21 protein-coding genes are annotated in these 25339 nt (G+C 64.9%); 9 read left to right on the top strand and 12 right to left on the bottom strand.

Annotated elements, in window-relative coordinates; all coding sequences use genetic code 11:
* Positions 1-261: 261 nt before the first annotated feature.
* The 4 genes from ACQR2C_RS11990 to ACQR2C_RS11975 all read right to left on the bottom strand — a co-directional run bounded on the left by ACQR2C_RS11990 (position 262) and on the right by ACQR2C_RS11975 (position 4851).
* Entirely contained in the window at positions 262-1197 is a 936-nt protein-coding gene (locus ACQR2C_RS11990) for a carbohydrate ABC transporter permease (RefSeq protein WP_316180726.1), read from the bottom strand.
* Entirely contained in the window at positions 1194-2150 is a 957-nt protein-coding gene (locus ACQR2C_RS11985) for a carbohydrate ABC transporter permease (RefSeq protein WP_315803136.1), read from the bottom strand. The genes ACQR2C_RS11990 and ACQR2C_RS11985 overlap by 4 nt, the downstream gene beginning before the upstream one ends.
* A 247-nt stretch (positions 2151-2397) precedes the next feature.
* Positions 2398-3720, bottom strand: a complete 1323-nt coding sequence (locus ACQR2C_RS11980; protein WP_315803135.1) for an ABC transporter substrate-binding protein — start codon at positions 3718-3720, stop codon at positions 2398-2400.
* A gap of 69 nt (positions 3721-3789) precedes the next feature.
* The gene (locus ACQR2C_RS11975) at positions 3790-4851 is read right to left on the bottom strand and encodes an ABC transporter ATP-binding protein (RefSeq protein WP_315803134.1); all 1062 of its coding nucleotides are present in this window, start codon (positions 4849-4851) and stop codon (positions 3790-3792) included.
* Between the two features lie 288 nt (positions 4852-5139).
* Here ACQR2C_RS11975 and ACQR2C_RS11970 point away from each other — a divergent pair, with 288 nt between their 5' ends.
* The 7 genes from ACQR2C_RS11970 (at position 5140) to ACQR2C_RS11940 (ending at position 11691) form a co-directional block, all read left to right on the top strand.
* On the top strand, positions 5140-6219 hold the full coding sequence (locus tag ACQR2C_RS11970; protein ID WP_434881197.1) for a LacI family DNA-binding transcriptional regulator: 1080 nt from the start codon (positions 5140-5142) through the stop codon (positions 6217-6219).
* A 138-nt stretch (positions 6220-6357) separates the two neighbouring features.
* Positions 6358-8181, top strand: a complete 1824-nt coding sequence (locus tag ACQR2C_RS11965) for an IlvD/Edd family dehydratase (protein ID WP_434881196.1) — start codon at positions 6358-6360, stop codon at positions 8179-8181.
* A 137-nt stretch (positions 8182-8318) separates the two neighbouring features.
* Entirely contained in the window at positions 8319-9053 is a 735-nt protein-coding gene (locus tag ACQR2C_RS11960; protein ID WP_315803131.1) for an SDR family oxidoreductase, read from the top strand.
* A gap of 126 nt (positions 9054-9179) precedes the next feature.
* Positions 9180-9926: an SDR family NAD(P)-dependent oxidoreductase gene (locus ACQR2C_RS11955; RefSeq protein ID WP_434881195.1), complete on the top strand. Its 747-nt coding sequence runs from the start codon at positions 9180-9182 to the stop codon at positions 9924-9926.
* A 174-nt stretch (positions 9927-10100) separates the two neighbouring features.
* Positions 10101-10490: a GFA family protein gene (locus ACQR2C_RS11950; RefSeq protein ID WP_316180720.1), complete on the top strand. Its 390-nt coding sequence runs from the start codon at positions 10101-10103 to the stop codon at positions 10488-10490.
* Positions 10491-10544: 54 nt separating this feature from the next.
* Positions 10545-11225: a site-2 protease family protein gene (locus ACQR2C_RS11945; RefSeq protein WP_434881194.1), complete on the top strand. Its 681-nt coding sequence runs from the start codon at positions 10545-10547 to the stop codon at positions 11223-11225.
* Between the two features lie 61 nt (positions 11226-11286).
* Positions 11287-11691 carry a hypothetical protein gene (locus ACQR2C_RS11940; RefSeq protein WP_316180740.1) on the top strand — a complete coding sequence of 135 codons (405 nt, stop codon included), beginning with the start codon at positions 11287-11289 and terminating at the stop codon, positions 11689-11691.
* A gap of 21 nt (positions 11692-11712) precedes the next feature.
* Here the strand turns inward: ACQR2C_RS11940 and ACQR2C_RS11935 are convergent, their stop codons facing one another.
* From ACQR2C_RS11935 to ACQR2C_RS11905, 7 genes are all read right to left on the bottom strand, one after another.
* Positions 11713-12501 carry a cell envelope integrity protein TolA gene (locus tag ACQR2C_RS11935; protein ID WP_315803127.1) on the bottom strand — a complete coding sequence of 263 codons (789 nt, stop codon included), beginning with the start codon at positions 12499-12501 and terminating at the stop codon, positions 11713-11715.
* 16 nt (positions 12502-12517) lie between these two features.
* Positions 12518-12997 (bottom strand): TonB system transport protein ExbD, encoded by a 480-nt coding sequence (gene exbD / locus ACQR2C_RS11930; RefSeq protein WP_316180715.1) that lies wholly within the window; start codon positions 12995-12997, stop codon positions 12518-12520.
* A gap of 6 nt (positions 12998-13003) precedes the next feature.
* The gene (gene exbB, locus ACQR2C_RS11925; RefSeq protein WP_434881193.1) at positions 13004-13942 is read right to left on the bottom strand and encodes a tonB-system energizer ExbB; all 939 of its coding nucleotides are present in this window, start codon (positions 13940-13942) and stop codon (positions 13004-13006) included.
* Positions 13943-13953: 11 nt separating this feature from the next.
* Complete coding sequence (locus ACQR2C_RS11920; protein WP_434838993.1) at positions 13954-14643, bottom strand: Fe2+-dependent dioxygenase; 690 nt, start codon at positions 14641-14643, stop codon at positions 13954-13956.
* Positions 14644-14645: 2 nt separating this feature from the next.
* Positions 14646-17066 (bottom strand): TonB-dependent receptor, encoded by a 2421-nt coding sequence (locus ACQR2C_RS11915; protein WP_434881192.1) that lies wholly within the window; start codon positions 17064-17066, stop codon positions 14646-14648.
* A 258-nt stretch (positions 17067-17324) separates the two neighbouring features.
* The gene (locus ACQR2C_RS11910) at positions 17325-17585 is read right to left on the bottom strand and encodes a hypothetical protein (RefSeq protein ID WP_316180739.1); all 261 of its coding nucleotides are present in this window, start codon (positions 17583-17585) and stop codon (positions 17325-17327) included.
* 376 nt (positions 17586-17961) lie between these two features.
* A complete protein-coding gene (locus ACQR2C_RS11905; protein WP_315803121.1) occupies positions 17962-18423 on the bottom strand; it encodes a MarR family winged helix-turn-helix transcriptional regulator in 462 nt (153 codons plus the stop codon).
* Between the two features lie 146 nt (positions 18424-18569).
* On the opposite strand from ACQR2C_RS11905, the gene ACQR2C_RS11900 reads away from it, so the two are divergent.
* Both ACQR2C_RS11900 and ACQR2C_RS11895 read left to right on the top strand, forming a co-directional pair.
* Positions 18570-19751 carry an efflux RND transporter periplasmic adaptor subunit gene (locus ACQR2C_RS11900; protein ID WP_434881191.1) on the top strand — a complete coding sequence of 394 codons (1182 nt, stop codon included), beginning with the start codon at positions 18570-18572 and terminating at the stop codon, positions 19749-19751.
* Complete coding sequence (locus ACQR2C_RS11895) at positions 19748-22894, top strand: multidrug efflux RND transporter permease subunit (RefSeq protein WP_434881190.1); 3147 nt, start codon at positions 19748-19750, stop codon at positions 22892-22894. The genes ACQR2C_RS11900 and ACQR2C_RS11895 overlap by 4 nt, the downstream gene beginning before the upstream one ends.
* Before the next feature lie 26 nt (positions 22895-22920).
* On the opposite strand, the gene ACQR2C_RS11890 is transcribed toward ACQR2C_RS11895, so the two are convergent.
* Entirely contained in the window at positions 22921-25200 is a 2280-nt protein-coding gene (locus ACQR2C_RS11890) for a sulfatase-like hydrolase/transferase (protein WP_434881189.1), read from the bottom strand.
* Positions 25201-25339 lie beyond the last annotated feature (139 nt).

Genomic DNA, 25339 nt, shown 5'->3' with positions numbered 1-25339 from the left:
CTTGTTTCTTGTTGTTTCACCATGCGCGACGACGATCATCGACGCAAAGCGGTGCTCATGACTGCGCCCTCTCCCCTTGTGGGAGAGGGCTACACTGCCGGTGCCGCACGCTCGCTTGGGTGAGGGGTTTGGTCCCACAAACTCCGCCATCGCGGAGAGAGACCCCTCACCCGGCGGCGCGCTTCGCGCGTCACCACCCTCTCCCACAAGGGGAGAGGGTGCACCGCCCGTGCGGTGAGATTGAAGTGCTGTGCGAGCGCCCTACTCCTTCACCGCGCCGGTCATGGCCGACACATAATGCTCGACGAAGAAGGCGTAAAGGATGACCAGCGGCAGCGAGCCGACCAGGGCGCCGGCCATCAGCGATCCCCATTTGTAGATGTCACCGTCGACGAACTCGTTGACGATGGCGACCGGCACGGTCTTGTTCGGCGTCGACTGCAGGAAGGTCAGCGCGTAGATGAACTCGTTCCAGCACAAGGTGAACGAGAAGATGAAGGCCGAGATCAGGCCGGGCACGGCGAGCGGCACGACGATCTTGACCAGGATCTGCCAGCGGCTGGCGCCGTCGATCAGGGCGCATTCCTCGAGCTCGAAGGGGATCGTCTTGAAGTAGCCCATCAGCAGCCAGGTCGAGAACGGGATCAGCAAGGTCGGATAGACCAGGATCAGCGACAGCGGCGAGTCGAACAGCCCGTAGGCCTGGATCACCGAGGCCAGCGGGATGAACAGGATCGACGGCGGCACCAGATAGGCGAAGAAGATCAGCACGCCCACCGTGTCGGCGCCCTTGAAGCGCAGCCGCACGATCGCATAGGCCGCGAGCACGGATGCGAAGATCGACAGCGTCGTGGCGCCGACCGCGACATACATCGTGTTCCACAGCCAGCGCGGATACTGCGTCTCGAACAGCAGCTTCGAGATGTGCTTGAAGGTCGGATGCACCACCCAGAACGGGTTGTACTTCTCCATGTCGATCAGCTGCTCGTCCGGTTTGATCGACGTCAGCCCCATCCAGTAGAACGGGAACAGCAGCACCAGGAGAATGATGCCGAGCGGCAGATACAGCGTGATCAGCCGTCGCGGCAGCGACTCGAGATAGCTCATGCCCTCGCTGTCGTCGTCGGCCGCGAGCGCGGCCGCCGTCGTCGTGGCGTTGGATTGCGTCTTGGATTGCAGCGCAGCAGTCTCGGTCATTGGTCGGATCCTTGCTGCCATTTGCGCCGTTGCATGCCGAACCAGGAGATCGCGATCGCCGCGAGCAGGAACGGGATCATGGCGGTGGCGATCGCTGCACCCTCGCCGAGGCGGCCGGAGATGATGCCGCGCTGATAGCTCAAGGTCGCCATCAGGTGGGTGGCATTGACGGGACCGCCGCGGGTCAGCGCCCAGATCAGCTGGAAATCGGTGAAGGTGAACAGTACCGAGAACGTCATCACCACCGCGATGATCGGGGTCAGCAACGGATAGGTGATGAAGCGGAAGCGCTGCCAGCTGGTGGCACCGTCGAGCGTGGCGGCCTCATACAGGGAGGGCGAGACGGTCTGCAGGCCGGCCAGCAGCGTGATCGCGACGAACGGTACGCCGCGCCAGATGTTGGCGATGATCACGGAGGCGCGTGCCCAATTGGTGTCGCCCAGGAAGTTGATGTTCTGGCTGATGAGGCCGAGCTTGATCAGCGACCAGGAGATGATGGAGAACTGGGAATCGTAGATCCACCAGAACGCGATCGCCGACAGCACCGTCGGAACGATGAAAGGCACCAGCACGATCGCACGGACCATGGCCTTGAACGGCATCCGCCGGTTCAACAGCAGCGCCAGATAGAGGCCGATCGCGAATTTGATGGCGCTTGCGACGATCGTGTAGAGCAGCGTGTTGAACACCGCGAGCCAGAAGATCGCGTCATCCCACAGCCACTCGTAGTTCTCCAGCCCGACGAAGACGCCGGCGCGGCCGATCTTCTCGTCGGTGAAGCTCATCCAGACGCCGAGGCCCAGCGGATAGGCCAGGAACAGGATCAGGAATGCTGCCGCCGGCAGCATGAACCAGAGCGCGACGAAGTTGCGGTTGGTCTTGATGCGTTCCCACGCGGAGGGCTCGCCGGTCACGGCCGCGCCACGTGGCAGCGAAGTCTGAATGGTACTCATCGTATCGAGCAGCTCCCTTCGAACCTTGGGATGGGCAAACCGCAGCATGCCCACCGGCGTTCGGGACGGATGGTTCTGGTCCGCCATTGCGAGAAGCCCCCCGGGTCTCGCCGTCGGCGAGCCCGTGGGCAGGCTCCGTGACGAAGCAATCCAGAGTCGAGCGCACTGCCCTGGATTGCTTCGCTTCGCTCGCAATGACGGCGAGCACGGCGGGTTGCGCCCTTGCCCACCCTACGCAGTCATCACCTCAGCGGAAGATGCGCTTGGCGGAGCGCTCGGCGCTCGCCATCGCCGTCTTCACGTCCTCGCGGCCCGTGCAGTAATTCGCGAACATGTCGACCACGACGAAGTCGGCGATCGCGGCGGCTGCCGCCTCGCCGAGCTTGCCGACGCCGGCCGGCGTGACAGCCGTCGCCGCGACGTCGCGATACGGCGTGTTCTTCGGATCGGCGGTCCAGATCGGGTTGGCGTCGTAGGCCTTGAGGAAATGCGACAGGTAGCCCTGCGCCGCCTCGATCCACGGGTTGAACTGCTCCGGCTCCAGCAGGAAGGCCGTGAACGCCTTGCAGGTCTGCGGGAACTTGGTGAAGTTGTAGATCAGGATCGGGAAGCCGAGATGCAGCTCGCGGGTCTTGCCGTCGAGGCCCGCCGGCAGATGCGCGTGGTTCATGTCCTTCGCGACTTCCGGATTGTCCTTCTTCGCCGCGACGTAGATCGAGATGCCGTTCACCGTCAGATAGAGCTGTCCGGCCACGAACGCCTTGTTGTTGGACGAGTCGTTCCACGACGCGGTGCCCGGCACGAAATTGTCGTACAGGCCCTTGACGTATTCGAGCGCCTTGGCGGTCTCCGGCGAGTTGATGACGACCTTGTTGTCCTTGTCGATCAGGTTGCCGCCATGCGCCCACAGCGCCCAGTGCAGCCAGCCGTTGGCGTCGCCCGAGGCGTGGCCGAGCGCCATGCCGCCCGGCGTGCCGTTCTTGTTCATGCCCTTCACAAGGTCGGCGAAGCCCGCGAGATCCTTCGGAAACTCCTTGTGGCCGGCCTTCTCCATCGCCGAGATGCGGTAGTTGACGAGGCCGCCGGTGGCCGCCACCGGGATGCCGATCCACTTGCCGTCGAGCATGCCGTAGGCCTTGCCCGAGTCGGTCCAACCGCCGCACTTCTTGCCGAGATAGTCGGCCACGTCGCTGACATCGGTGACCTTGTTGGAGAACAGGAACGGCAAGGTGTAGAGGCCCCACACCATGTCGAGGCCCTGACCGGTGTTGGCGGCGACCGAGGCCTTCGGCTGGATGTCGTCGTAGGATTCGTTGGAGACGTTGATGGTGACGTTGTTGGCCTTCTGGAAGGCGTCGACGATCTTCATGAAGGCCACGTCCTCGGCCTCGACGAAGCGCTTCCAGCGCAGAAGATTGATCTTGGCACCGGCTTCCGGCTTCCACGGCGACGTCTGCGCCCAGGCCTTGGCGTAGCCGAGCAGCTCGTCGGCCGACATCGTCGCCGCGGCCGCCAGCAAGGTCGCGCCGCCCTTGAGCAGGGACCGGCGATCGGTGGGGAAATGAGTCATCTGAAGTTTTCTCCCGTTGAGTATTTGCTTGTTTTGTTTGTTGTCAGTTCTGCGCCTCGAGCGCCCGGATCAGAGTCTCCGGCCGCTGTCCTTGTCGAACAGATGCGCCGCCGACGCGCGCGGGCGCAAATGGATCTTCTCCCCGGGATTGACCTCGTGGCGGTCGCGGAACACCGCGATGATGTCCTGGGTGCCGATGCGGGCGACGATCTGCGTCTCCGAGCCGGTCGGCTCGACGACGACGACCTCGGCCTCGATGCCGTCATCGGCAAGCTCGAGATGCTCGGGCCGCACGCCGTAGACCACGGGGCGACCGTCGGAGGCGGCCGGCGCGGTCAGCAGCGGCAGCTTGGCGCCGTTGTCGGTCTCGACATAGACCGAGCCGTTCGACTTGAGGTGGCCGTTGAGGAAGTTCATCGCCGGCGAGCCGATGAAGCCGGCGACAAACTGGTTGTCCGGCTTGTCGTAGAGATCGAGCGGCGAGCCCATCTGCTCGACGATGCCGTCATGCATGACGACGATCTTGTCGGCCATCGTCATGGCCTCGATCTGGTCGTGAGTGACGTAAACGGTGGTGGTCTTGAGCCGCTGATGCAGCTCCTTGATCTCGGTGCGCATCGCGACGCGCAGCTTGGCGTCGAGGTTCGACAACGGCTCGTCGAACAGGAACACCTGCGGATCGCGCACGATGGCGCGGCCCATCGCGACGCGCTGGCGCTGGCCACCGGAGAGCTGGCGCGGATAGCGGTCGAGCAGCGGCGTCAGCGCCAGAATCTCGGCGGCGCGCGCGACGCCCTTCTTGATGTCCTCGGGCCGTGCGCCGCGCAGCTTGAGCGAGAAGCCCATGTTGTCGGCGACGGTCATGTGCGGATAGAGCGCGTAGTTCTGGAACACCATCGCGATGTCGCGCTCTTTCGGCTGCACGTTGTTGACGACGCGTTCGCCGATCGAGATGGTTCCGGAGGTGATGTTCTCGAGCCCTGCGAGCATGCGCAGCAGCGTCGACTTGCCGCAGCCGGACGGCCCGACCAGCACGACGAACTCGCCATCCTCGATCGGAATCGTCACGCCGTGCAGCACCTCGAATCCGCCGAATGATTTGCGCACGTCGCGAATTTGCACCGACGACATCAATTTCCTCCTCAAAGACCGACAGCATTGGCTGCTTGCCGGCGGCATTCTGACCGTTGTTCTCGGCCGTTTGATCAGGCCGTTTGTCGTTTTGTAGTCCTGGTCGTGCAGTCTTGTTCTTGGTGGTCTTGTTGTTGGCTCCGGTCGCTCCGACTGGCTCCGAAACAGGGCCAGCCCGGCTGGCATTGTCCGCAGTTCAGTTCGCTTCCGCAATGTCTCGCTTAGCAACCGCGTGATAGCGCTGTCAATATCGCTTGTGTACCAGACCGCCTATGCTATGAGCGAGGCATGGGACGGAAACGCATCGAGCCGGGCAAAGTCCGGCTGACCGAAGTTGCGGCACTGGCGGGCGTCAGCCCGATCACGGTGTCACGCTTCTTCCGTAATCCCGCCACGGTCTCGGCCGGCCGCCGCACGCGGATCGAAAGCGCCGCCAAGGAGCTCGGTTACGTGCCGAACCTCGCCGCGCGCGCGCTCGCATCGCAGCGCACCGAAGTGATCGGCGTGCTGATACCGTCCCTCACCAACAACGTGTTCTCCGACGTGCTGCGCGGCATCTATGATGCGTTCGAAGGCAGCCGCTACAGCATCCAGCTCGCCAACACCCGCTACAGCGTGTTGCAGGAGGAGCGCCTGCTGCGGTTGTTCCTGATGCAGAAGCCGGCCGGCCTGATCGTGACCGGTCTCGACCAGACGGCGGAGAGCCGGTTGATCATCCAGGCGGCGGACTGTCCCGTCGTGCAGATCATGGAGCTCGGCGCCGAGCCGATCGACATGATGATCGGATTTTCGCACGTCGATGCCTGTTTTGCAGCCATTTCACACCTTCTCGCGCAGGGCTGCCGCCGCATCGGCTTCATCGGCGCCCGCATGGACCCAAGGGTGCAGCGCAGGCTGCAGGGCTATCAGAACGCGATGAAGGAGGCCGGTTTGTTCGACCCGCGTCTCATCGTCACGGCGCCTGTTCCGACCTCGACCACGATGGGCGGCAGCCTGTTCTCCGATCTGCTGATGAAGGCGCCGGATCTCGATGCGGTGTTCTGCGCCAATGACGATCTCGCGCTCGGCGTGCTGTTCGAATGCCAGCGCCGGCACATCGCGGTGCCCGAGCAGATCGCGATCGTCGGCTTCAATGACATGGAATTCATGGCCGCGGCGGTTCCGACGCTCACCAGCGTGCGCACCAATCGCTACGAGATGGGTCGGCGTGCGGCGACGATGATCATGGACGCCGTGGAAGGCCGTCCCGTGGCGCAGCGTGTCGTCGATCTCGGCTTCGAGGTGATCGAACGGCAGAGCTCGACCTTGCATCGCGGCACCGCAAATCCGCAGCCTGCGTCGGGGCGCGCTTCCGGAACAAAATGGTAGCGCAACCAAAAACCATGCACTAGAACCACTCGAACCAACAACGACTTGAACGAAAGACGTAGGCGATCCTCGACAGCGGGCCGATGGCGCACAGACGACGGACCGGCCTCGCCACGTTTGCACTGCGGGAGAAAACACATGACGAACTCGAACGGGCATGCCGGCAACGGCGCTGACAAGAGCCGCAAGCTGCGCTCGCAGGCGTGGTTCAACGATCCGCACAATCCGGGCATGACCGCGCTCTATCTCGAGCGCTACCTGAATTACGGCCTGACCCGGGCTGAGCTGCAGTCGGGCAAGCCGATCATCGGCATTGCCCAGACCGGCAACGATCTCTCGCCCTGCAACCGCCACCACATCGAGCTGGCGCACCGCGTCCGCGAGGGCATCCGCGCCGCTGGCGGCATCGCGATGGAATTTCCGACCCATCCGATCCAGGAGACCGGCAAGCGCCCGACGGCCGCGCTCGACCGCAACCTCGCTTATCTCGGCCTGGTCGAAATCCTGTTCGGCTATCCGCTCGACGGCGTGGTGCTGACCACCGGCTGCGACAAGACGACGCCGGCCTGCCTAATGGCCGCGGCGACCGTGAACATCCCCGCCATCGTGCTGTCGGGCGGCCCGATGCTGAACGGCTGGCACGAAGGCCAGCGCACCGGCTCCGGCACCGTGGTGTGGAAGTCGCGCGAACGGCTCGCCGCCGGCGAGATCGGCTATGAGGAGTTCATGGAGATCGTCGCCTCCTCGGCGCCGTCGGTCGGCCATTGCAACACCATGGGCACGGCCTCGACGATGAATGCGCTGGCCGAGGCGCTCGGCATGTCCCTGCCCGGCTGCGCCGCGATTCCAGCTCCGTATCGCGAGCGCGGCCAGATCGCCTACGAGACCGGAACGCGCATCGTCGACATGGTGTGGGAAGACCTGAAGCCGTCGGACATCCTGACGCGCAAGGCATTCGAGAACTGCATCGTCGCCAACTCCGCGATCGGCGGCTCGACCAACGCGCCGATCCACATCAACGCGCTGGCGCGCCATGTCGGCGTCGAGCTCGACATCGACGACTGGCAGAAGGTCGGCCACGACGTACCGCTGCTCGTCAACATGCAACCGGCCGGCTTCTATCTCGGCGAGGAGTTCCATCGCGCGGGCGGCGTGCCGGCCGTGATCGGCGAGTTGATGCGGCACAAGCGCATCCACGAGGACGTCATCACCGTCAACGGCCGCAGCATGGGCGACAATTGCCGCGAGGCGCCGAAGCCGGACAACGACGTGATCTGGTCCTACGACAAGCCGCTGGTGAAGGATGCCGGCTTCCTGGTGCTGCGCGGCAACCTGTTCGATTCCGCGATCATGAAGACCAGCGTGATCTCCAAGGAGTTCCGCGACCGCTATCTCGTCAATCCGAAGGACCCGAACGCCTTCGAGGGCCGCGCCATCGTGTTCGAGGGTCCGGAGGACTATCACGACCGCATCGACGATGCATCGCTCGAGATCGACGAGCACTGCGTGCTGTTCATCCGCGGCACCGGCCCGATCGGCTATCCCGGCGGCGCCGAAGTGGTGAACATGCAGCCGCCGGCAGCGCTGATCAAACGCGGCATCCTGTCCCTGCCCTGCATCGGCGACGGCCGGCAATCCGGCACCTCGGGCTCACCGTCAATTCTCAACGCGTCGCCAGAGGCCGCCGCCGATGGCGGGCTCGCAATCCTCAAGACCGGCGATCGCGTGCGCATCGACCTCAACAAGGGCTCGGCCAACATCCTGATCTCGGACGAGGAGCTTGCGACGCGGCGCGCCGAGCTGAAGGCCAAGGGCGGCTTCCCACACCCCGCCAACCAGACGCCGTGGCAGGAGCTCTATCGCAACACCGTCGGCCAGCAGGCCACCGGCGCCTGCATGGAGCTTGCCACGCGCTATCACAACATCGCTGGCACTGTCGGCGTGGCAAGGCATAATCACTAGACACGCCGCGCAAAGCCGGCCACCGTCATTGCGAGGAGCGAAGCGACGAAGCAATCCAGAGCCGCGCGCGCAGCCCTGGATTGCTTCGCTGCGCTCGCAATGACGAAAGAATCAACGAGCATCCCAAGGGAGACCCCATGTCCGACCGCCTCAAGGGCAAGCGCGCCTTTGTCACCGCCGCCGCAGCCGGCATCGGCCGCGCCTGCGCGATCGCTTTCGCGCGTCAGGGCGCGACCGTGTTCGCCACCGATATCGATGAGAACGGCCTGAGCACGCTGAAGAGCGAAGGCATTGCCGAGGTCGCGACGCTCGACGTGCGCAACACCGCGGCCGTGAACGCGATGGCCGATCGCGTCGGCAAGGTCGAGATCCTGCTCAACGCTGCCGGCTTCGTGCACAACGGCACCATCCTCGACTGCTCCGACGACGACTGGGATTTCTCGTTCGACCTGAACGTCAAGTCGATGCATCGCACGATCCGCGCCTTCCTGCCTGACATGCTCGATCAGGGCGGCGGCGCCATCGTCAACATCGCCTCCGCCGCCGGCGTGTTCAAGGCGGCACCGAACCGCTACGTCTACGGCGCGACCAAGGCGGCGGTGGCGGCGCTGACGCGCTCGGTCGCAGCCGATTTCGTCGGCAAGAAAATCCGCTGCAACTGCATCTGCCCCGGCACGATCGAAACGCCCTCGATGCTCGGACGGGCGGCCTCGGCCGGCCCGAACGGGCTCGAGATGTTCATCTCGCGCCAACCGATGGGCCGGCTCGGCACGGCGGAGGAGATCGCCCATCTCGCGGTCTATCTCGCCAGCGACGAGAGCGCGTTCACGACCGGCGTCGCGCACACCATCGACGGCGGCTGGACACTGTAGCTTCTCCTCATCCTGAGGAGCCGCGCAGCGGCGTCTCGAAGGATGAGGCCCGGATGTCAGGGGCCTCATGGTTCGAGACGCGCTCCGCGCTCCTCACCATGAGGGTCGAAAGAGGAGTCTTTCTTCATGAACCACATCGATCTCGCCAATCGCTGCGCCGTCGTCACCGGCGGCGCGCAGGGCTTTGGCCGCGCCATCACCGAGCGCTTCAGGGCCTCCGGGGCCAAGGTCGCGATCTGGGATCACGACATCGCGCTGGCGGAGAAGACCGCGCAGGAGATCGGTCCGGAGGTGCTGGCGCTGCAGGTCGACGTCACCGACACCAAAGCGGTCGAAGGCGCGCGTGACGCGACGCTGGCCGCGTTCGGCAGCATCGACATCCTGGTCAACAATGCCGGCATCGCCGGCATCAACAAGACGGTGTGGGAGACCGATCTCGATGAGTGGCGCAAGGTGCTGCGCATCAATCTCGACGGTCCCTTCATCTGCGCCAAGGCGATCGTGCCGGTGATGCTGAAGCAGGGCTATGGCCGCGTCGTCAACATCGCCTCGATCGCCGGCAAGGAGGGCAACCCGAATGCCGCGCACTACTCGGCGTCCAAAGCCGGCCTGATCGCGCTGACCAAGTCGCTCGGCAAGGAACTGGCGCAGCACAACATCACGGTGAATGCGGTGACGCCGGCGGCGGCGAAGACCGCGATCTTCGACCAGATGACGGACGCGCACATCAACTTCATGCTGTCGAAGATCCCGAAGGGCCGCTTCGTGCTGGTGGAAGAGCTCGCCGCGCTGGTGTCGTGGCTGGCCTCGGAGGAGTGTTCGTTCTCGACCGGCGCCGTGTTCGACATTTCCGGCGGCCGCGCAACTTATTAGTTGGCGTGCCGACCGATAGAGCCCGTCCTCACCAAAAAAACGTCATTGCGAGGAGGCGGAAGCCGACGAAGCACTCCGGAGCTCATCGCGCGGCCCTGGATTGCTTCGCTTCGCTCGCAATGACGGCGATAGACAGACCCGTTCCAGTACTCATAACCAGTTGGAGGTCCCACCATGACCCACCACGGCGGCTGCTTCTGCGGCGCGGTGCGCTTCCAATGCACGGGCGAGCCGATCAATGTGCGCGTCTGCCATTGCCGCAACTGCCAGCGGGCGACGGGCGCGCCGTTCTTCGCCCGCGCGCTGTTCTCGCACGACGCTTTGACGATCACCGGCGAAACCGCGCGCTTCCCCTCCTCCGACGCGCTCGACCGCATGTTCTGCCCGCGCTGCGGAGTCAGGCTGTTCTCATGGCGCACCACGCGCCCGGTGGTCGGCGTGGCCCTGGCCTGCTTCGACGACCGCAACGCCTTTGCCCCGACCGAGCACATCTGGGTCTCGGAAAAGATCGATTGGGTGCAGCTCAGCGACGGACTGCCGCAATTTCCGGAAAATCCCGCGTAGCATCAAGGAACCATCGTGCCTATGTAGGGCACAACGCGTCCGGAAACCCGATCCTTGAACATCTCGCTCTACGGCATTTCCGTCTGGATCCTGCCGATCATCATCGCCATCACCTTTCATGAGGCTGCTCACGCCTTCGTCGCCTGGCGGTTCGGCGACGAGACCGCGTTGCGACTCGGTCGCGTCAGCTTCAACCCGGTCCGGCACATCGATCCGTTCGGCACGATTCTGCTGCCGGGCATGCTGCTGCTGTCCGGCTCGCCGTTCCTGTTCGGCTACGCCAAGCCGGTGCCGGTCGATTTTCGCAATCTGCGGCCGCTCCGCGCCGGCATGGTGATGGTGGCGCTGGCGGGACCCGCCACCAACATCGCGCTCGCGCTGGCGGCGGGACTGGCGTTCCACGCCCTTCCGCTGGTTCCACCTGAGGCCGCGCGGTGGGTGGCGAGCAATCTATGGAATATTTTCTCGTTCAACATTCTGCTCGCCGTGTTCAACATGCTCCCGATACCGCCGCTCGACGGGGGCCGGGTCGCGGTCGGTGTCCTGCCGGCGGTGCTGGCGCGGCCGCTGGCCCGGCTCGAGCCGTACGGCATGCTGATTCTGATCGGATCCCTGATCCTCCTGCCGCTGGCGGGTTCCCAGTTCGGTCTCAATCTTGATCTTGTGTCGGGGCTGCTCCGCGCCACGACCGATTCTCTGAAGCAGCTGCTTCTGCTATTGACGGGTAATGTCTAGATCTACCCGTCAGGGATGGTAACGAACGAGCCCCGAGGCACTCTTGGTCAAAGCCGCTGACATGATGATCGCACGCCGCGCCGACACCCGCGCCCGTGCCGATTTCGCGACCTGGAAGATGATCGCCAAGCTGAACGGCGCCTCCGGCCTGCCGCCGGCGGCGCAGGAATTCCTGGCCAGCTACAAGGCCCGCCTTGGCGACATGCCGGAGGACGAGGCGACCGAGGCCACCATCCGCGAGATGTACAAGGCCTATTATGCCGAGATGGGCGGCGGCGGCGCCCCGCCCGAAGTCAAGCCGGTCACAGCTGAGCCGGTGACCGACAATGTCACCGCCTTCCGCAAGCTGCCGCCGAAGCCGAAGGCGGCGCAAAGCGGGACGACCGCTCCGCGCAAGCTGCCGGTCGGGCTGATCTTCGCCGCGCTCTGCGTGGTCTATGTCGGGATCAGACTGTATTGGCAGTGAGGCCAGCCGAACCCCACCCGCTCATTTCGGCGGGTTGAACTTGACCGGCAGGATGAAGGAGAACTCGTCGTCGGTGAGGCCCGCGGGAGGCTTTGGCACGGGATCCGAACGGCGGACCATGCTGACGGCGGCCTGATCGAACTCCGGATCGCCGGACGTTTCCCTGACGTCCACCGAGACGACACGGCCGAGCCGGTTGAGCACGAGCGCCAGCTTGAGCTGAGCAGCGGTCTTCTTTCCGGATGGATACTTCTTGTGCAGCTCGAAATAGGCGCTGATCTTGCGGCCCCAATTGGCCGTCAACCTTTGCACGTCCTTGCCGATGCCGGCATTCGGCGCTTTGGTCTTCTCGGCTTCAGGAACCTTCTCGTCCAGGGCCTTGCGCGCGCTGTCCTCGGAGGCTTCCTGTGCCTCTGACGCCTGCGTCTGGACCGTCGCGACCTTCTGCTCCTCGGTCGGCTTCTTCACGTCAGAGGTCGTGACCTCGCGGTCGGCCTCCTCGGTCGTGGTCGGGACATCCTTCTGCAGATCGGTCTGCTCGACCTCGGCCTTCTGCTCCTGCATCTGCGGAGCGGCGGTCTGCGCCACCGAGTCCTGTCCGACCGGAACCTCGTCGTCGTCGACCTTCGGCGAGCCCATATCGATGTCGATGACCTCGGCGCCCGCCGCGCCGAGGCCGCCGACGTCCTCGTCGTCCTTCAGATGTGTCAGCGCCAGCGCGGCCCCGCCGACATGCAGCATCAGCGCGCCCATGATCGCCAGAAACCAGAGACGGCGCGAGGGGGAGTGCCCGACGTCGAGGTCGCTCATCACACGTCGGCGCTCCTCACGGCTGCGCGGGCTGGGCCGGCGGCGCTGCCGCAAGTCCCTGGGCAGCCGCGGCTGGCGGCGCTTCCAGGGCCACCAGCTTGATCTTGGTGTAGCCGCCGGCGCGCAGCAGCTCCAGAACTCCCATCAGCTCGCCATAGGGCACCAGCTTGTCAGCGCGCAGGAAGATCGGCCGGTCCTTCGGCCGATCGGTCATGGCATCGAGATCGCGCACGAGATCGACGCGCTTGACCAGATTTTCCCCGATCGCCAGCGTGAGGTCCGGCTTGATCGAGACGTAGGTCGGCTTGTCCGGCTTCTTCTGCGGCGTGGCGCTCGAGGACGGCAGGTCGATCGGCAGGTCGACGGTCGAGAGCGGCGCGGCCACCATGAAGATGATCAAGAGCACCAGGATGACGTCGATGAACGGCGTCACGTTGATGTCGTGGGTCTCGTCGAAATCGTCGTCGAGATCGCCTTCGGAGAGCGAGACGGCCATCGCCTGCTACTCCGCCGCCCGGACGTGAAGACCGCCATGGCTGCGATCGAGATCGCGCGACAGCAATCGTCCGGTGGTGCCGGAGGCGCGGTTGACGAGCTCGAGATAGCCCTTCGTGACCCGCGAGAAGTGGTTGTAGATGATGACCGCCGGGATCGCGGCAGCGAGACCGATCGCGGTCGCCAGCAGCGCTTCCGCGATGCCCGGCGCGACCACCGCGAGGTTGGTGGTCTGCGATTTGGAAATGCCGATGAAGCTGTTCATGATGCCCCAGACGGTGCCGAACAGCCCGACGAACGGCGAGATCGCGCCGACCGTGGCGAGCAGGCCCATGCCAGTGCGGACGCGGCGCGCTTCGGCGCGGACGATCTCGGTGAAGCTCGAGGCCGCGCGCTCCTTGATGCCCTCGTCACTGCCGAGCCCGGCCGAGAGCCGCGCCTCGGCGATCGCAGCCTGCAGCAGCACGGTCGCGACGTTCTTGCTCTGTCCGAGCGCGAGCTGGGCCTCGGCCAGCGACTTCGCCGCGGACAATTTGCGCAACGCCCCGACCAGCCGGCGACGCAGGACGGAAAATTCGAGGCTCTTGGCGATCAGGATCGTCCAGCTCGCGACCGAGGCCAGCGCCAGCATGATCATGACCGCTTTGACGACGATGTCGGCCTTGAGAAACATGCCGAGCGGTGACAGCTCGTCGAGCCCGGTGCTCACCGACTTGCCAGCTCGGGTGGCGCTCTCACTGCCCGCCGGCGCAGCGGTCGTTGCGGCCGTCTGGCCCGACGCAGGAGGAGCCATCGTCTGCGCCGTGCCCGGCGCCGGCGCGGCCATATCGGTCGAGACCGCCGGGGCGGGGCTGGCAGGCTCCTGCTGCGCATGTGCAGGTACCCCCGCAGCAACAGACAGACATGACAGGACGATTGCAAACCTGACGAGGAACGATGTCATCATATCTCGGCCCATTAGACCTCGGCCCATTGCCGGATCAGATTGTGATAGATGCCGGTCAGCTTGACCGCATCGGGATCGTCCCTCCCGAGGCGTTCCGCCAAGCTCTGGATCGCCGTGTCCAGATCGAAGATCATGCTCCGGACGTGGGCATCCCGTATCATGCTCTGCATCCAGAAAAAAGAGGCGACCCGGGCGCCACGCGTGACCGGCGTGACCATGTGAAGGCTCGATGACGGATACAGCACCGCGTGCCCCGCGGGCAACTTGACTTCGTGTGAGCCGTAGGTGTCCTCGATCACAAGCTCGCCACCGTCATAGCTGTCGGGCTCGGCCAGGAACAAGGTCATCGACAGATCGGTGCGGATGCGCAGGCCTGTCAAGGGATCGCCGCGCACGGCATTGTCGACATGGATGCCGAAATGGTCGCCCCGCGCGGCGGTGTAGCGGTTGAACAAGGGCGGAAAGATCTGCAGCGGGATCGCCGCCGACAGGAAGCGCGGATTTTTCGTCAGCGCCGTGATGATGCGCTGGCCCAGCACCCGCGCCGCCTCGCCGCCGGGCGGCAATTGCTCGTTGCGCTTGACCATGGCCGACTGCGCCCCGGCCGTCGAGCGGCCGTCCTCCCACTCCGCCGCATCCATGATGCGGCGGAAGTCGGCCACCTCGTTTTTCGACAGAACGTCCGGGATGCAGATCAGCATGATCAAAACTTCGCAGTGGTGACGATATAGAAGGCGCGCCCCGGGGCCACGGCGACGAACGGCACCGCGCTCCGATACAGCGTGTCGTAGTACAGCTTGTTGGTCAGGTTCTGCGCGTAGAGCTTCATCGTCCAGTTCTTGTCGAGCTGCTTCTCGACGAAGGCGTCGAAGCGCCAGTAGCTCGGCAGCTCGTTGCCGGTGTTGGCCGCGAAGGTGCCGCCATACACCTTGGAGCGGTAGACCGCCTGCCCGCCGATCTCCCAGCCATTGTCGAGCTTGTACTTCGACAGCATGCTGAACGACTGGTGGGCGATATTGGCGAGCTGTAAGCCGATGTTGGAGGCGACGCCGCTCTGCGTGACCTTCGACTGCATCAGCACCAGGCCGCCGAAGATGCTCCAGCGATCGGTAAGCTTGCCTTCCGCCTCGATGTCGATGCCCTGGATGCGGTAGGCCGCGCCCGAGGTGAGCAGGCCGCCGACGGTCTCGCGGGCATTGTCCTTGGTTGTCTGGAACAGCGCGGCTGAGACCAGCAGATGGCGATCGACCAGCTCCCATTTGGTGCCGAGCTCGGCCGCCTTGTTGCGCTCGGGTCCGAGCAGGACTGCGGTGTTGGCGGGTACGCCGCCGTAGTCGGTACCGGTGGCGTCGAGCTCGGAGCCGAACGGATTGGCCGAGGTCGCATAGGCCGCGTAGATGCTGCCGATCGGCATCGGCTTGTAGACCAGGCCGACATTGTAGTTGACCAGGTCGGCGTTCATCTTGAGGTATTTCGGCGAATTGGTCGACGAGCTCATGTTGTAGCCGTCATAGCGCACCCCGCCGTTCAGGATGATGATGTCCCGCCAGTTGGCGGTATCCATCGCGTAGACGCTGTTGGTGTTGACGCCGTAGCGCGTCGGGTTGCCGGACAGCGACGGTGTGTTGCTGAACGGAATGTAGGTATATTGCGGCGAGTAAACGTTGACGCCGGTGACGGCGCCGTTACTGGTCGAGCCGCCGCCGAACAGCTCCGATGACAGTCCGGTGTAGCGGTCGATCGAGATGTTCTCGTTCGAGAATTCCGTGCCGAGCACGGCGGTGTGCTTGACGCCGCCGGTATCGAGCTTGAACGTGGCGTCGTTCTGGTTGGCCCAGACGTCCACCGTCTGGTAGCGGCTCTGCGCACTCGCCGTCGTGGTCCAGAGCAGCGGATTCGCGTTGGTCGTGTTCGGACCCTGCGGCAGCGTGCCGATATAGTTGAGAAGCGAGTGCTCGCCGCGGAACTTGCTGCTGAGCGTGATGGCCTCGTTGACCTTGTACTCGGCCGCGGCGGTGCCGAAATCCTGGCGCGCGGTCTGGAAATCGCGGTTGAGGAACCCGTACCAGGTGCCGCGCGGAATGCCGGCCGAAGTCACCGGCACGTTGCCCTGTTTGTAGTAGGGCACGCCGAAATCGGGATAGCCGGACAGATCGGTGTGAACGTAGTTGGTCGTGATTTTGAGATCGTCGATCGGCGTCCACTTGGTCGAGAGAAAGGCGCCCCAGCGGTCGTCGGTGACGAAGTTGCGCCCGGCGACGTTGGAGTCCTGGAACAGGCCGCCGGTGCGCACCGAGACGGTCGGCGAGATCACCTGGTTGACGTCGAGCGTGACGCGCTTCTGCTGATCGGTGCCGAACTCGGTATCCATCCGCTTGAAGTTGGTGTCGCCGGCCTGCTTGGTGACGATGTTGATGGCACCGCCGGCCGTGCCGCGCCCTGCATAGGACGACGCGGGGCCGCGCAGGATCTCGATCTGCTCGGTGAAGAAGTTCTCGCGGATCGATACCGCGGGATCGCGGATGCCGTCGATGAACACGTCGTTACGGGCATCGAAGCCGCGGATGAAGAAGCGGTCGCCGAATGCATTGCCGCCCTCGCCCGAGCCGAGCGTGACGCCGGCGGTCGAGCGGCCGATTTCCTTGAGCGCCGTGACGTGCTTGTCGGCCAGCACCTCCTTGCTCATCACCGTGATGGTCTTGGGCGTGTTCAGCAGCGGCTCGGGAAACTTGCCCGACGCCTGCACGCGGTTGACCTTGTAGGGTTCGGCTGCGTCCGCGTAGGGGTTGGCGTCCGGCGCGGACAGGCCGCCCGCGTTCGGGAACGCCACCGCGGCCTGCTGCGCCGCCTGCTGGCGGGCCGCCGCGCGGCGCAGGGCATTGCGCGCGCGGACCTGCTCGGCGGTCGGCTTGGAGGACGTCGGCTTGGCCCGCGCGATCGGCGCATCGACGTTGACGGGCGGCAGGTCGGATGTCGGCTGCGCCTCGGCCGACGACATCGATGCCACCGCCATCAGCCCGGCCACCGCCGACACCTTGGTGACGGAGGGCCCCTCTCCTCGTCCGTCATTGAACTTCATCGCTGCGACTCCACGCAGCGAAAGCGGTGCTCTCACCTGTCCCATTTATTTTCACGCGCCCCAGATTTTCGTTCCACGTCGCTTACGCGGATCATTCGCAGTGCGACGACGGGTCGTTGGTATCGGGCGCGTTTCAGGGGGTCAATTTGAGGAGCCCTAATTTGGCCTTGAATAGTTCCAGATCAAAACAATTCTAAAAACGCGCAACTAACAACGTGCGGAACTTGAAATCGTTCTAAACAGCGCGATTCGCCTCGCGCTGCCGTCGAATCACCACTGCGTCGCACGTAACTCCGGCGCAGGTCAGTTCGACGAGCCAGCCGGCCCGTCGCTGCTCGGCGGCTTCATCAGCGAGAAGAGCTCGTCCACGGTCTGCACGGCGATCTGGCGCACGCGATCGGAATCGTCGATGCCGGCGATCCGCACGCCCTTGACGACGGCCCTGATCTCATCGCGAAAATCGGTCAGGAAGCGCAACGGATCGCGCTGCTCGTTGGCGACGCGTGCGATCAGGCCAGTGACCAGGATCTGGCACGCGAGCATCTTTCCATTCAGTTCTTCCATCGTGAGCTCCCCATTCGCTATCGTCGCACGGCGCATCGTCGGACGACGCGGCCTCGCTCCGGTTGAATCCTGCCGCTGCCCGACGGCGCCATGACGGCGGCCGGACTCATCGGCTTCTAATCAGCTCCCATCGGGCGCGACAAGACGGCGAGAATAGGTCGGAGTGCGGCGTTCGCACGAGAGACCCGCGCGGCCCCGCGAATGGTCCGGAGCGGCGCGCTGCCCGACGATGGCGGCAGAGGATCGCCACAGACCGCCCTGCTCTCGCGCAGGCCACGCTGCGCGGCAAGGCCAAGCTTGTCCGCGGCTTTTCGCACTCAAGATGTTTTACGATACGACACAACTCAAGATGAGACCAGTCTGCGCTGCGCCTCGGCTATTTGAGCGCCACCTCGGCTTTCGGATCGGACAGCGTCTTTATCCGATCCTTCAGGTCCCTGAGCGTCGACAGGCTGGTGGCGACGGCCTCGTCCGGAATGTCGTGCAGAACGTCGCCGGCGATCGCATCGCGCAGCTCGTCGAGATCATCGACGAGCTCTCGTCCCGCGGCGGTGAGATGCAGACGGTTCGCGCGGCGATCCCTCGGATCGTGCCTGCGCTCCAGCAACCCCTGCTCCACCAGCCTGTCGAGCAGACGCACCAGTGAAATCGGCTGCAGTTCCAGCACTTCTGCGAGATCGACCTGTGACATCCCCTCATGCGCGCGCAGCCGAAACAGCACCACCCATTGGGCGCGGGTCGTGCCGCGCTGTTTGGCACGATGATCAATATAGTTGCGCAGGATGCGCGAGCTTTCGACAAGCTGCGTAACGAGCTGCCGTCTCATATCCAGCGACATGGCTGTGAACTCCCTTGCGATCCCTCGAAGCTTGCCGATTGTTTAGGTTTGTCCACGCGCTCGTGTGTTTACACATTAATTGCGTGCGTACTATATCTGGCATGCTGGGAATGGTTTTAAAGACCGGTTATCCTGTTCGTCTCAGCATGTGGGCCAGCATGAAGACATCACGAACCCTCGGTTGGATCCTGCTTGTCGCGGCTCTCGGCGGCGCCGGCTATTATGGCTGGCAGCGTCATCAGGGCGCCGAGGCAGCGAAGAAGACCGCTGAGCAGAAATCGGCCCGACCGCAGGCGGTTCGGGTCTCGACCGTGCCGGTCGAGAAGACGGACTTTCCGGTCTTCCTCACCGGCCTGGGGACCGTGCAAGGCTTCAACACCGTCCAGGTCCGCACCCGCGTCGACGGCCAGATCGACAAGATCGCCTTCACCGAAGGCCAACTCGTCAAGGAAGGCGACCTGCTGGTCGAGATCGACCCGAGGCCGTTCCAGGCCGCGCTCGACCAGGCCAAGGCCAAGCGGGCGCAGGACGAGGCCAATCTCAACAACGCCAATCTCGACCTGCAGCGCACCACCAAGCTCGGCGAGTTCGCGACCCGGCAGCAGCAGGACACCCAGCGCGCCACCGTCGCACAGCTCACGGCGCAGATCGCCGCCGACGACGCCGCGATCGCCAATGCCCAGACCCAGCTCAGCTACACCCAGGTCAAGGCGCCGATCTCCGGGGTCGCCGGCCTCCGCCAGGTCGACATCGGCAACATCGTCAACGCCTCGAGCCAGACCGGCATCGTCTCGATCGCGCAGATCGAACCGATCGCGGTGATCTTCACCGCGCCGGAAGAGCAGTTGCCCTACATCAACGAGGCGCAGAAGACCGCCCCGTTGAAGGTGATCGCGTTCGCCACCGACGGCAGGAAGCAGCTCGCCGAGGGCAAGCTGATGGTCGTGAACAACCAGGTCGACACGTCCAGCGGAACGATCCGGCTGAAAGCGGTGTTCGACAACAAGGACCACGTGCTGTGGCCCGGACAGTCGGTCTCGACGCGGCTCCTGGTGCGGACGCTGAAGGACGCCACGGTGGTTCCTGACGACGCGGTCCAGCATTCGACCAGCGGGCTGTATTCCTACACGGTGAGCCCGGACAACAAGGCCGAGCTGCGCAAGGTGAAGGTCGGCGTTTCGCTCGATGGCCGGACCGTCGTCGAAGAAGGGCTGACGCCCGGCCAGCAGGTGATTACCGGCGGTCAATTCAAAGTGCAGCCAGGCTCGGTCGTGACCACCGCGGTGGCCAGCTCGGAGCCGGCGCCAGCTAAGGTCCGGCAGGAATGAACGGCGGCGGCATCTCGGCACCCTTCATCAAATACCCCATCGGCACCTCGCTGCTGATGGCAGGTATCCTGTTCATTGGCCTGGTTGCCTACCCGCTGCTGCCGGTCGCACCGCTGCCGCAGGTCGACTTCCCGACCATCCAGGTGACCGCCAATCTGCCGGGCGCCAGCCCTGAGACCATGGCGACCTCGGTCGCCCAGCCGCTGGAGCGGCAATTCGCACAGATTCCCGGCATCGCCCAGATGACGTCGACCAGTTACCTGGGCACCGCATCGGTCACGATCCAGTTCGACCTGAATCGCAACATCGACGGCGCCGCCAACGACGTCCAGGGCGCCATCAACGCCGCCTCGGGCCAGTTGCCCAAGACCCTGCCGTCGCCGCCGACCTACCGCAAGGTCAACCCGGCGGACGCGCCGATCCTGATTTTGTCCGCCACGTCCGAGACGCTGCCGCTGACGACGGTCTCCGACTCCGTCGATGCGCAGCTCGCGCAGCAGATCAGCCAGATCTCGGGTGTTGCCCAGGTGATCATCGGCGGCCAGCAGAAGCCGTCGATCCGTATCCAGATCGACCCGGCCAAGCTGGTCGCCAAGGGCCTCTCGATGGAGGACGTGCGCAGCCAGATCGCGATCACCACGGTGGACAGCCCGAAGGGCAACATCGACGGCGAGCGTCGGGCCTACACCATTTACGCCAATGACCAGCTCACCGAGTCGAAGGACTGGAACGACGTCATCATCGCCTACCGCAATGGCGGTCCGTTGCGCATCCGTGACATTGGCCGGGCGGTGACCGGACCGGAGGATGCCAAGCAGGCCGCCTGGGCCAACGGCAAGCGCGGCGTGTTCCTGGTGGTCTTCAAGCAGCCTGGCGCCAACGTCATCGAAACCGTCGACAAGATCAAGGCGACGCTGCCGCGCCTGGTTGCGGCGATCCCGCCGGCCATCAAGGTCGAGCTGATGTCGGATCGCACGACGACCATCCGTGCCGCGGTCGAAGACGTCCAGTTCACGCTGCTCCTGACCATCTTTCTGGTGGTCATGGTCATCTTCATCTTCCTGCGCAGCTTCTGGGCCACGGTGATCCCGACGATCACCGTGCCGCTCGCCCTGCTCGGCGCCTGCGCGATGATGTGGGGGGTCGGCTATTCACTCGACAACCTCTCGCTGATGGCGCTGACGATCGCGGTCGGCTTCGTCGTCGACGACGCCATCGTCATGCTCGAGAACATCTCTCGCTATGTCGAGGAAGGCGAGTCCCCGATGGCTGCCGCCTACAAGGGGGCCAAGGAGATCGGCTTCACCATTGTCTCGATCTCGATCTCGCTGGTCGCCGTGCTGATCCCGCTCTTGCTGATGGGCGGCATCATCGGGCGCCTGTTCCGCGAATTCGCGGTCGTGCTGGCGATGACGATCTTCGTCTCGATGTTCGTCTCGCTGACGTTGACGCCGATGATGGCCTCGCGTTTCCTGCGCGGCGGCCACCAGGCTCATGGCAAATTCTACCAATGGAGCGAGCGCGGCTTCGAGGCGCTGCTCAGGGCCTACGAGAAGGGATTGGACATCGCGCTGCGCTGGCGCTTCACCACGCTGATGGTGTTCTTCGCCACGCTCGGCCTGTCGATCTACCTGTTCGTGCTGATCCCCAAGGGTTTCTTCCCGCAGCAGGACAACGGCCTGATCACCGCCGCGTCGGAGGCGTCGCAGGACATCTCCTTCAAGGCGATGCAGTCGCGCCAGGAGGCGCTGGCCAAGATCGTGCAGGATGATCCGGGCGTGGCCAGCGTCGCAATGGCGATCGGCGGCTCCGGCCGCGCCGGCAATACCGGCAATCTGTTCATCACCTTGAAGCCGCGTGACGAGCGTGATGCATCGGCGCAGCAGATCATCACACGCCTGAGGCCGCAGCTGGAGAAGGTCGAGGGAGCCCGGCTCTACATGCAGGCCGCGCAGGACGTCCGCCTCGGCGGCCGGCCGTCCCGAACCCAGTTCGAGTTCACGCTGCAGGACTCCAATCTCGCCGAGCTCAACGAGTGGGCGCCGAAGATCCTGGAGAAGATGCGCTCGCTGCCGCAGCTGCGCGACGTCGCCACCGACCAGCAGGCCGACGGCACCACCGTGCAGCTCACGATCAACCGCGACACCGCCTCGCGCTACGGCATCTCGCCGCAGTTGATCGACGACACGCTGTATGACGCCTTCGGCCAGCGACAGGTCGCGCAGTACTTCACCCAGCTCAACTCCTACCGCGTGATCCTGGAGATCCTGCCTGAGCTGCAGGGCAATATCGACACGCTCAACAAGCTCTACGTGAAATCGCCGACCACCGGCGACCAGGTGCCGCTCTCGACCTTCGCCAGTTGGACCAACGTGCCGGTGAGGCCGCTGTCGATCAGCCACCAGGGTCAGTTCCCGTCGATCACGATCAGCTTCAACCTCGCCCAGGGCGTCGCGCTCGGCCAGGCCACCGATGCGGTGCAGCGCGCGATGGTCGAGCTCGGCGCGCCCGCAACCTTGAACTCGAGCTTCCAGGGCACCGCGCAGGCGTTCCAGCAGTCGCTGTCGACCGTGCCGCTCTTGATCCTCGCCGCCCTCGTCGTGGTCTATCTGATCCTCGGCATCCTCTACGAGAGCTACATCCACCCGATCACGATTCTCTCGACGCTGCCCTCGGCCGGCGTCGGCGCGCTCGCGATCCTGATGGCGTTCGGCTACGATTTCAGCCTGATTGCGCTGATCGGCGTCATTCTCCTGATCGGCATCGTGAAGAAGAACGGCATCATGATGGTCGACTTCGCCATCGCCGCCGAACGCGACCAGCACTTGCCGCCCGAGCAGTCGATCCGCCAAGCCGCCCTGCTGCGCTTCCGTCCGATCATGATGACGACGATGGCAGCCCTGCTCGGCGGCGTGCCCCTGATGCTCGGCAACGGCACCGGCTCGGAGATCCGCCAGCCGCTCGGCTATGCGATGGTCGGCGGCCTGATCGTCAGCCAGATGCTGACGCTGTTCACCACGCCGGTGATCTATCTCTATCTCGACAAGGTCAACAACGCCTTCGCGCGCTGGGGGCGCACGCATATCGACCACGAGCCCGACGCGGCCGCTCCCGGAGGCGCCGTGAAGGAAGCGGCGGAATAACGATCCGCCGCTTCCCTGGTCGTCAACTATTGTCGCGCCATCTCGGCGTTGCCGACGCTTTCGCCATCCAGGCTCTGCTCATTCTGCATCGTCACGGTCACGTGCGACAGCCGTCCGGTGAATGCGAACGGCGCCGCGTAGTCCGACACCGGGCTGCCGCGGTCGTGGCCGATGTCGAGCCCCGACCATGAGATCAGCGTGTGAAAGGCGAGCTGCGTCGTCAGCGCGCCGGCCTCCTGGCCGTCGATCAGCAACGTGTACTGGCTCAGGCCGGTGCGCGCGCCCTTGGCCGGCTCGGTCTGCCGCCTGAGACGTTCGACGCGCACGCCCAGGCGATGCGATCCCGCCGGCACCGGGCGGGCCGAGCTGACGATCTCGTGGCGGCCGCCGATGTTGAGATCGTGCACGAGATGGCCGTCCTTGACGTAGAGGCTGTAGCCTGACGTGGCATCGCCATGGGCGATCAGTACGCCGGATGCGCCCTCTGCATCGATCTCGACATGGGCCTCAATCAGATAGTCGCGGCTGCGCACGTCGGGGGCGACGTCGGTCGGCACATGGCCCATGCCGGCGTGGAACGTGAAGCGCGTACGCGCGCCGTGGAAACGCGCGGCGTTGTCGGCAAAGCGCGGGCCGAAGCGATCGTCGAGCGGCAGTACCTGGTGCGCCTCCGCCTGCTCCCACCACAGCTTCACCAGTGCCGCGAGCCGCTCCGGCTCGGCGGCGGCGAGATCATGCGTCTCGGAGAAATCCTGCGTGAGATGAAACAGCTCCCATTTATCGTTGTCGAACGGCGTGCCCGACGGGTGAAAGGCCACCGCCTTCCAACCGTCGTGCCAGAGGCCGCGATGGCCGAACATCTCGAAATATTGCGGCACGGGCTTCGACGGCGCGGACGGATCGGTGATGGAGGCGGCGAAGCTCACGCCCTCGAGCGGCATCTGCGGCACACCCGCGATCGTGGCCGGCGCATCGATGCCGATCAGGTCGAGCAGGGTCGGCACGAGGTCGCAGGCATGGACGAACTGGTGGCGGACTTCGCCGCGCGCCGCGATGCGCTGCGGCCAGGAGACGATGAAGGGATCGCGGATGCCGCCGCCATGGGTGTTCTGCTTGTAGCGGCGCAGCGGCGTGTTCGACGCCATCGCCCAGCCATGCGGGAAGTTCGAGTGCGTATCCGGCCCGCCGATGTCGTCGATCCGCTCGAGCTTCTCGGCGACCGGCTCCGGCTTGAAGTTGAATGGTCCCATCGCGTTGACGAAGCCGAGCGGCCCGCCCTCCTGGCTGGCGCCATTGTCGGACATGACGATCACGAGCGTGTTGTCGCGCTGGCCGGTCTTGTCGAGAAAGGCGAGCAGCCGCGCCAGATGCTGGTCGGCATGATCGAGCATGCCGGCGAAGGCCGATTGCAGCCGGGTGAAGACGCGCCGTTCGTCGTCGGAATGCGCGTCCCAGGCCTTCACGCCGTCATTGCGCGGCGGCAGATCGGTATTTTCCGGCACCAGCCCCATCGCCTTCTGCCGTGCCAGCCGCTGCGCGCGCTCGGCGTCCCAGCCATGAGCAAAGGCCGGGTCGTAGCTCTCGATGATCTCGCGGGGCGCCTGGTGCGGCGCGTGGCAGGCACCGAGGGCGAGCCAGGTCAGCCACGGCAATTCCGGTCGGTCGGCGGTGTGGTCGGCGATGAAGCGAATGGTCTGATCGACCAGATCGGCAGTCAGGTGATAGCCGTCGGCGTAGCTGCCGGGCGGACTGACATGGGTGTTGTCGAGCACGAGCTCCGGCGCATATTGATCGGTTTCGGCGTCGAGGAAGCCGTAGAAGCGGTCGAAGCCGCGCCCCAGCGGCCAGCCGTCGAACGGCCCGGTCGCGCCGCTCTCGGTCAAGGGCGTCACGTGCCACTTGCCGACCATGTAGTTGCGATAGGCATGGGTGCGCAGCATCTCCGCCAGCGTCCCTGCCTCGCGCGCGATCTTGCCGCGATAGCCGGGATAGCCCGAGTCGAAATTGGCAAGGCAGCCGACGCCGACCGAATGATGGTTGCGGCCGGTGAGGAGCGCCGCCCGCGTGGTCGAACACATCGCGGTGGTGTGGAAGCCCGAATAGCGCAGGCCCTGCGCGGCCAGCGCGTCGATCGCGGGGGTGCGGATGGGCGAGCCGTAGCAGCCGAAATCGGAAAAGCCGACATCGTCGAACAGCACCACCAGGATGTTGGGCGCGCCCTTCGGCGGCTGCTGCGGCGCCGGCCACCACGGCCTGGAGCCTGCAATGGTCCTGCCGATCGTGCCACCGAATGCGGGCTCGCTCATGCCTCGTCCTCCCTCTTGCTCGCGTCCCGGCCGCGCCTGGCAGCCCGCACGAGTTGTATCGTTCTGATGGCTCTGGGATCCGCGACGTCCCGGGCAGGGGCGGCACGGCCAGGCTTGCCTCAGATCATAATCATAATTA

This window comes from Bradyrhizobium sp. HKCCYLRH3061, assembly GCF_051168015.1.
GTDB lineage: Bacteria > Pseudomonadota > Alphaproteobacteria > Rhizobiales > Xanthobacteraceae > Bradyrhizobium.
The sequence above is the reverse complement of the archived record's forward strand: the minus strand, read 5'-3'. Positions and strand labels throughout refer to the sequence as shown.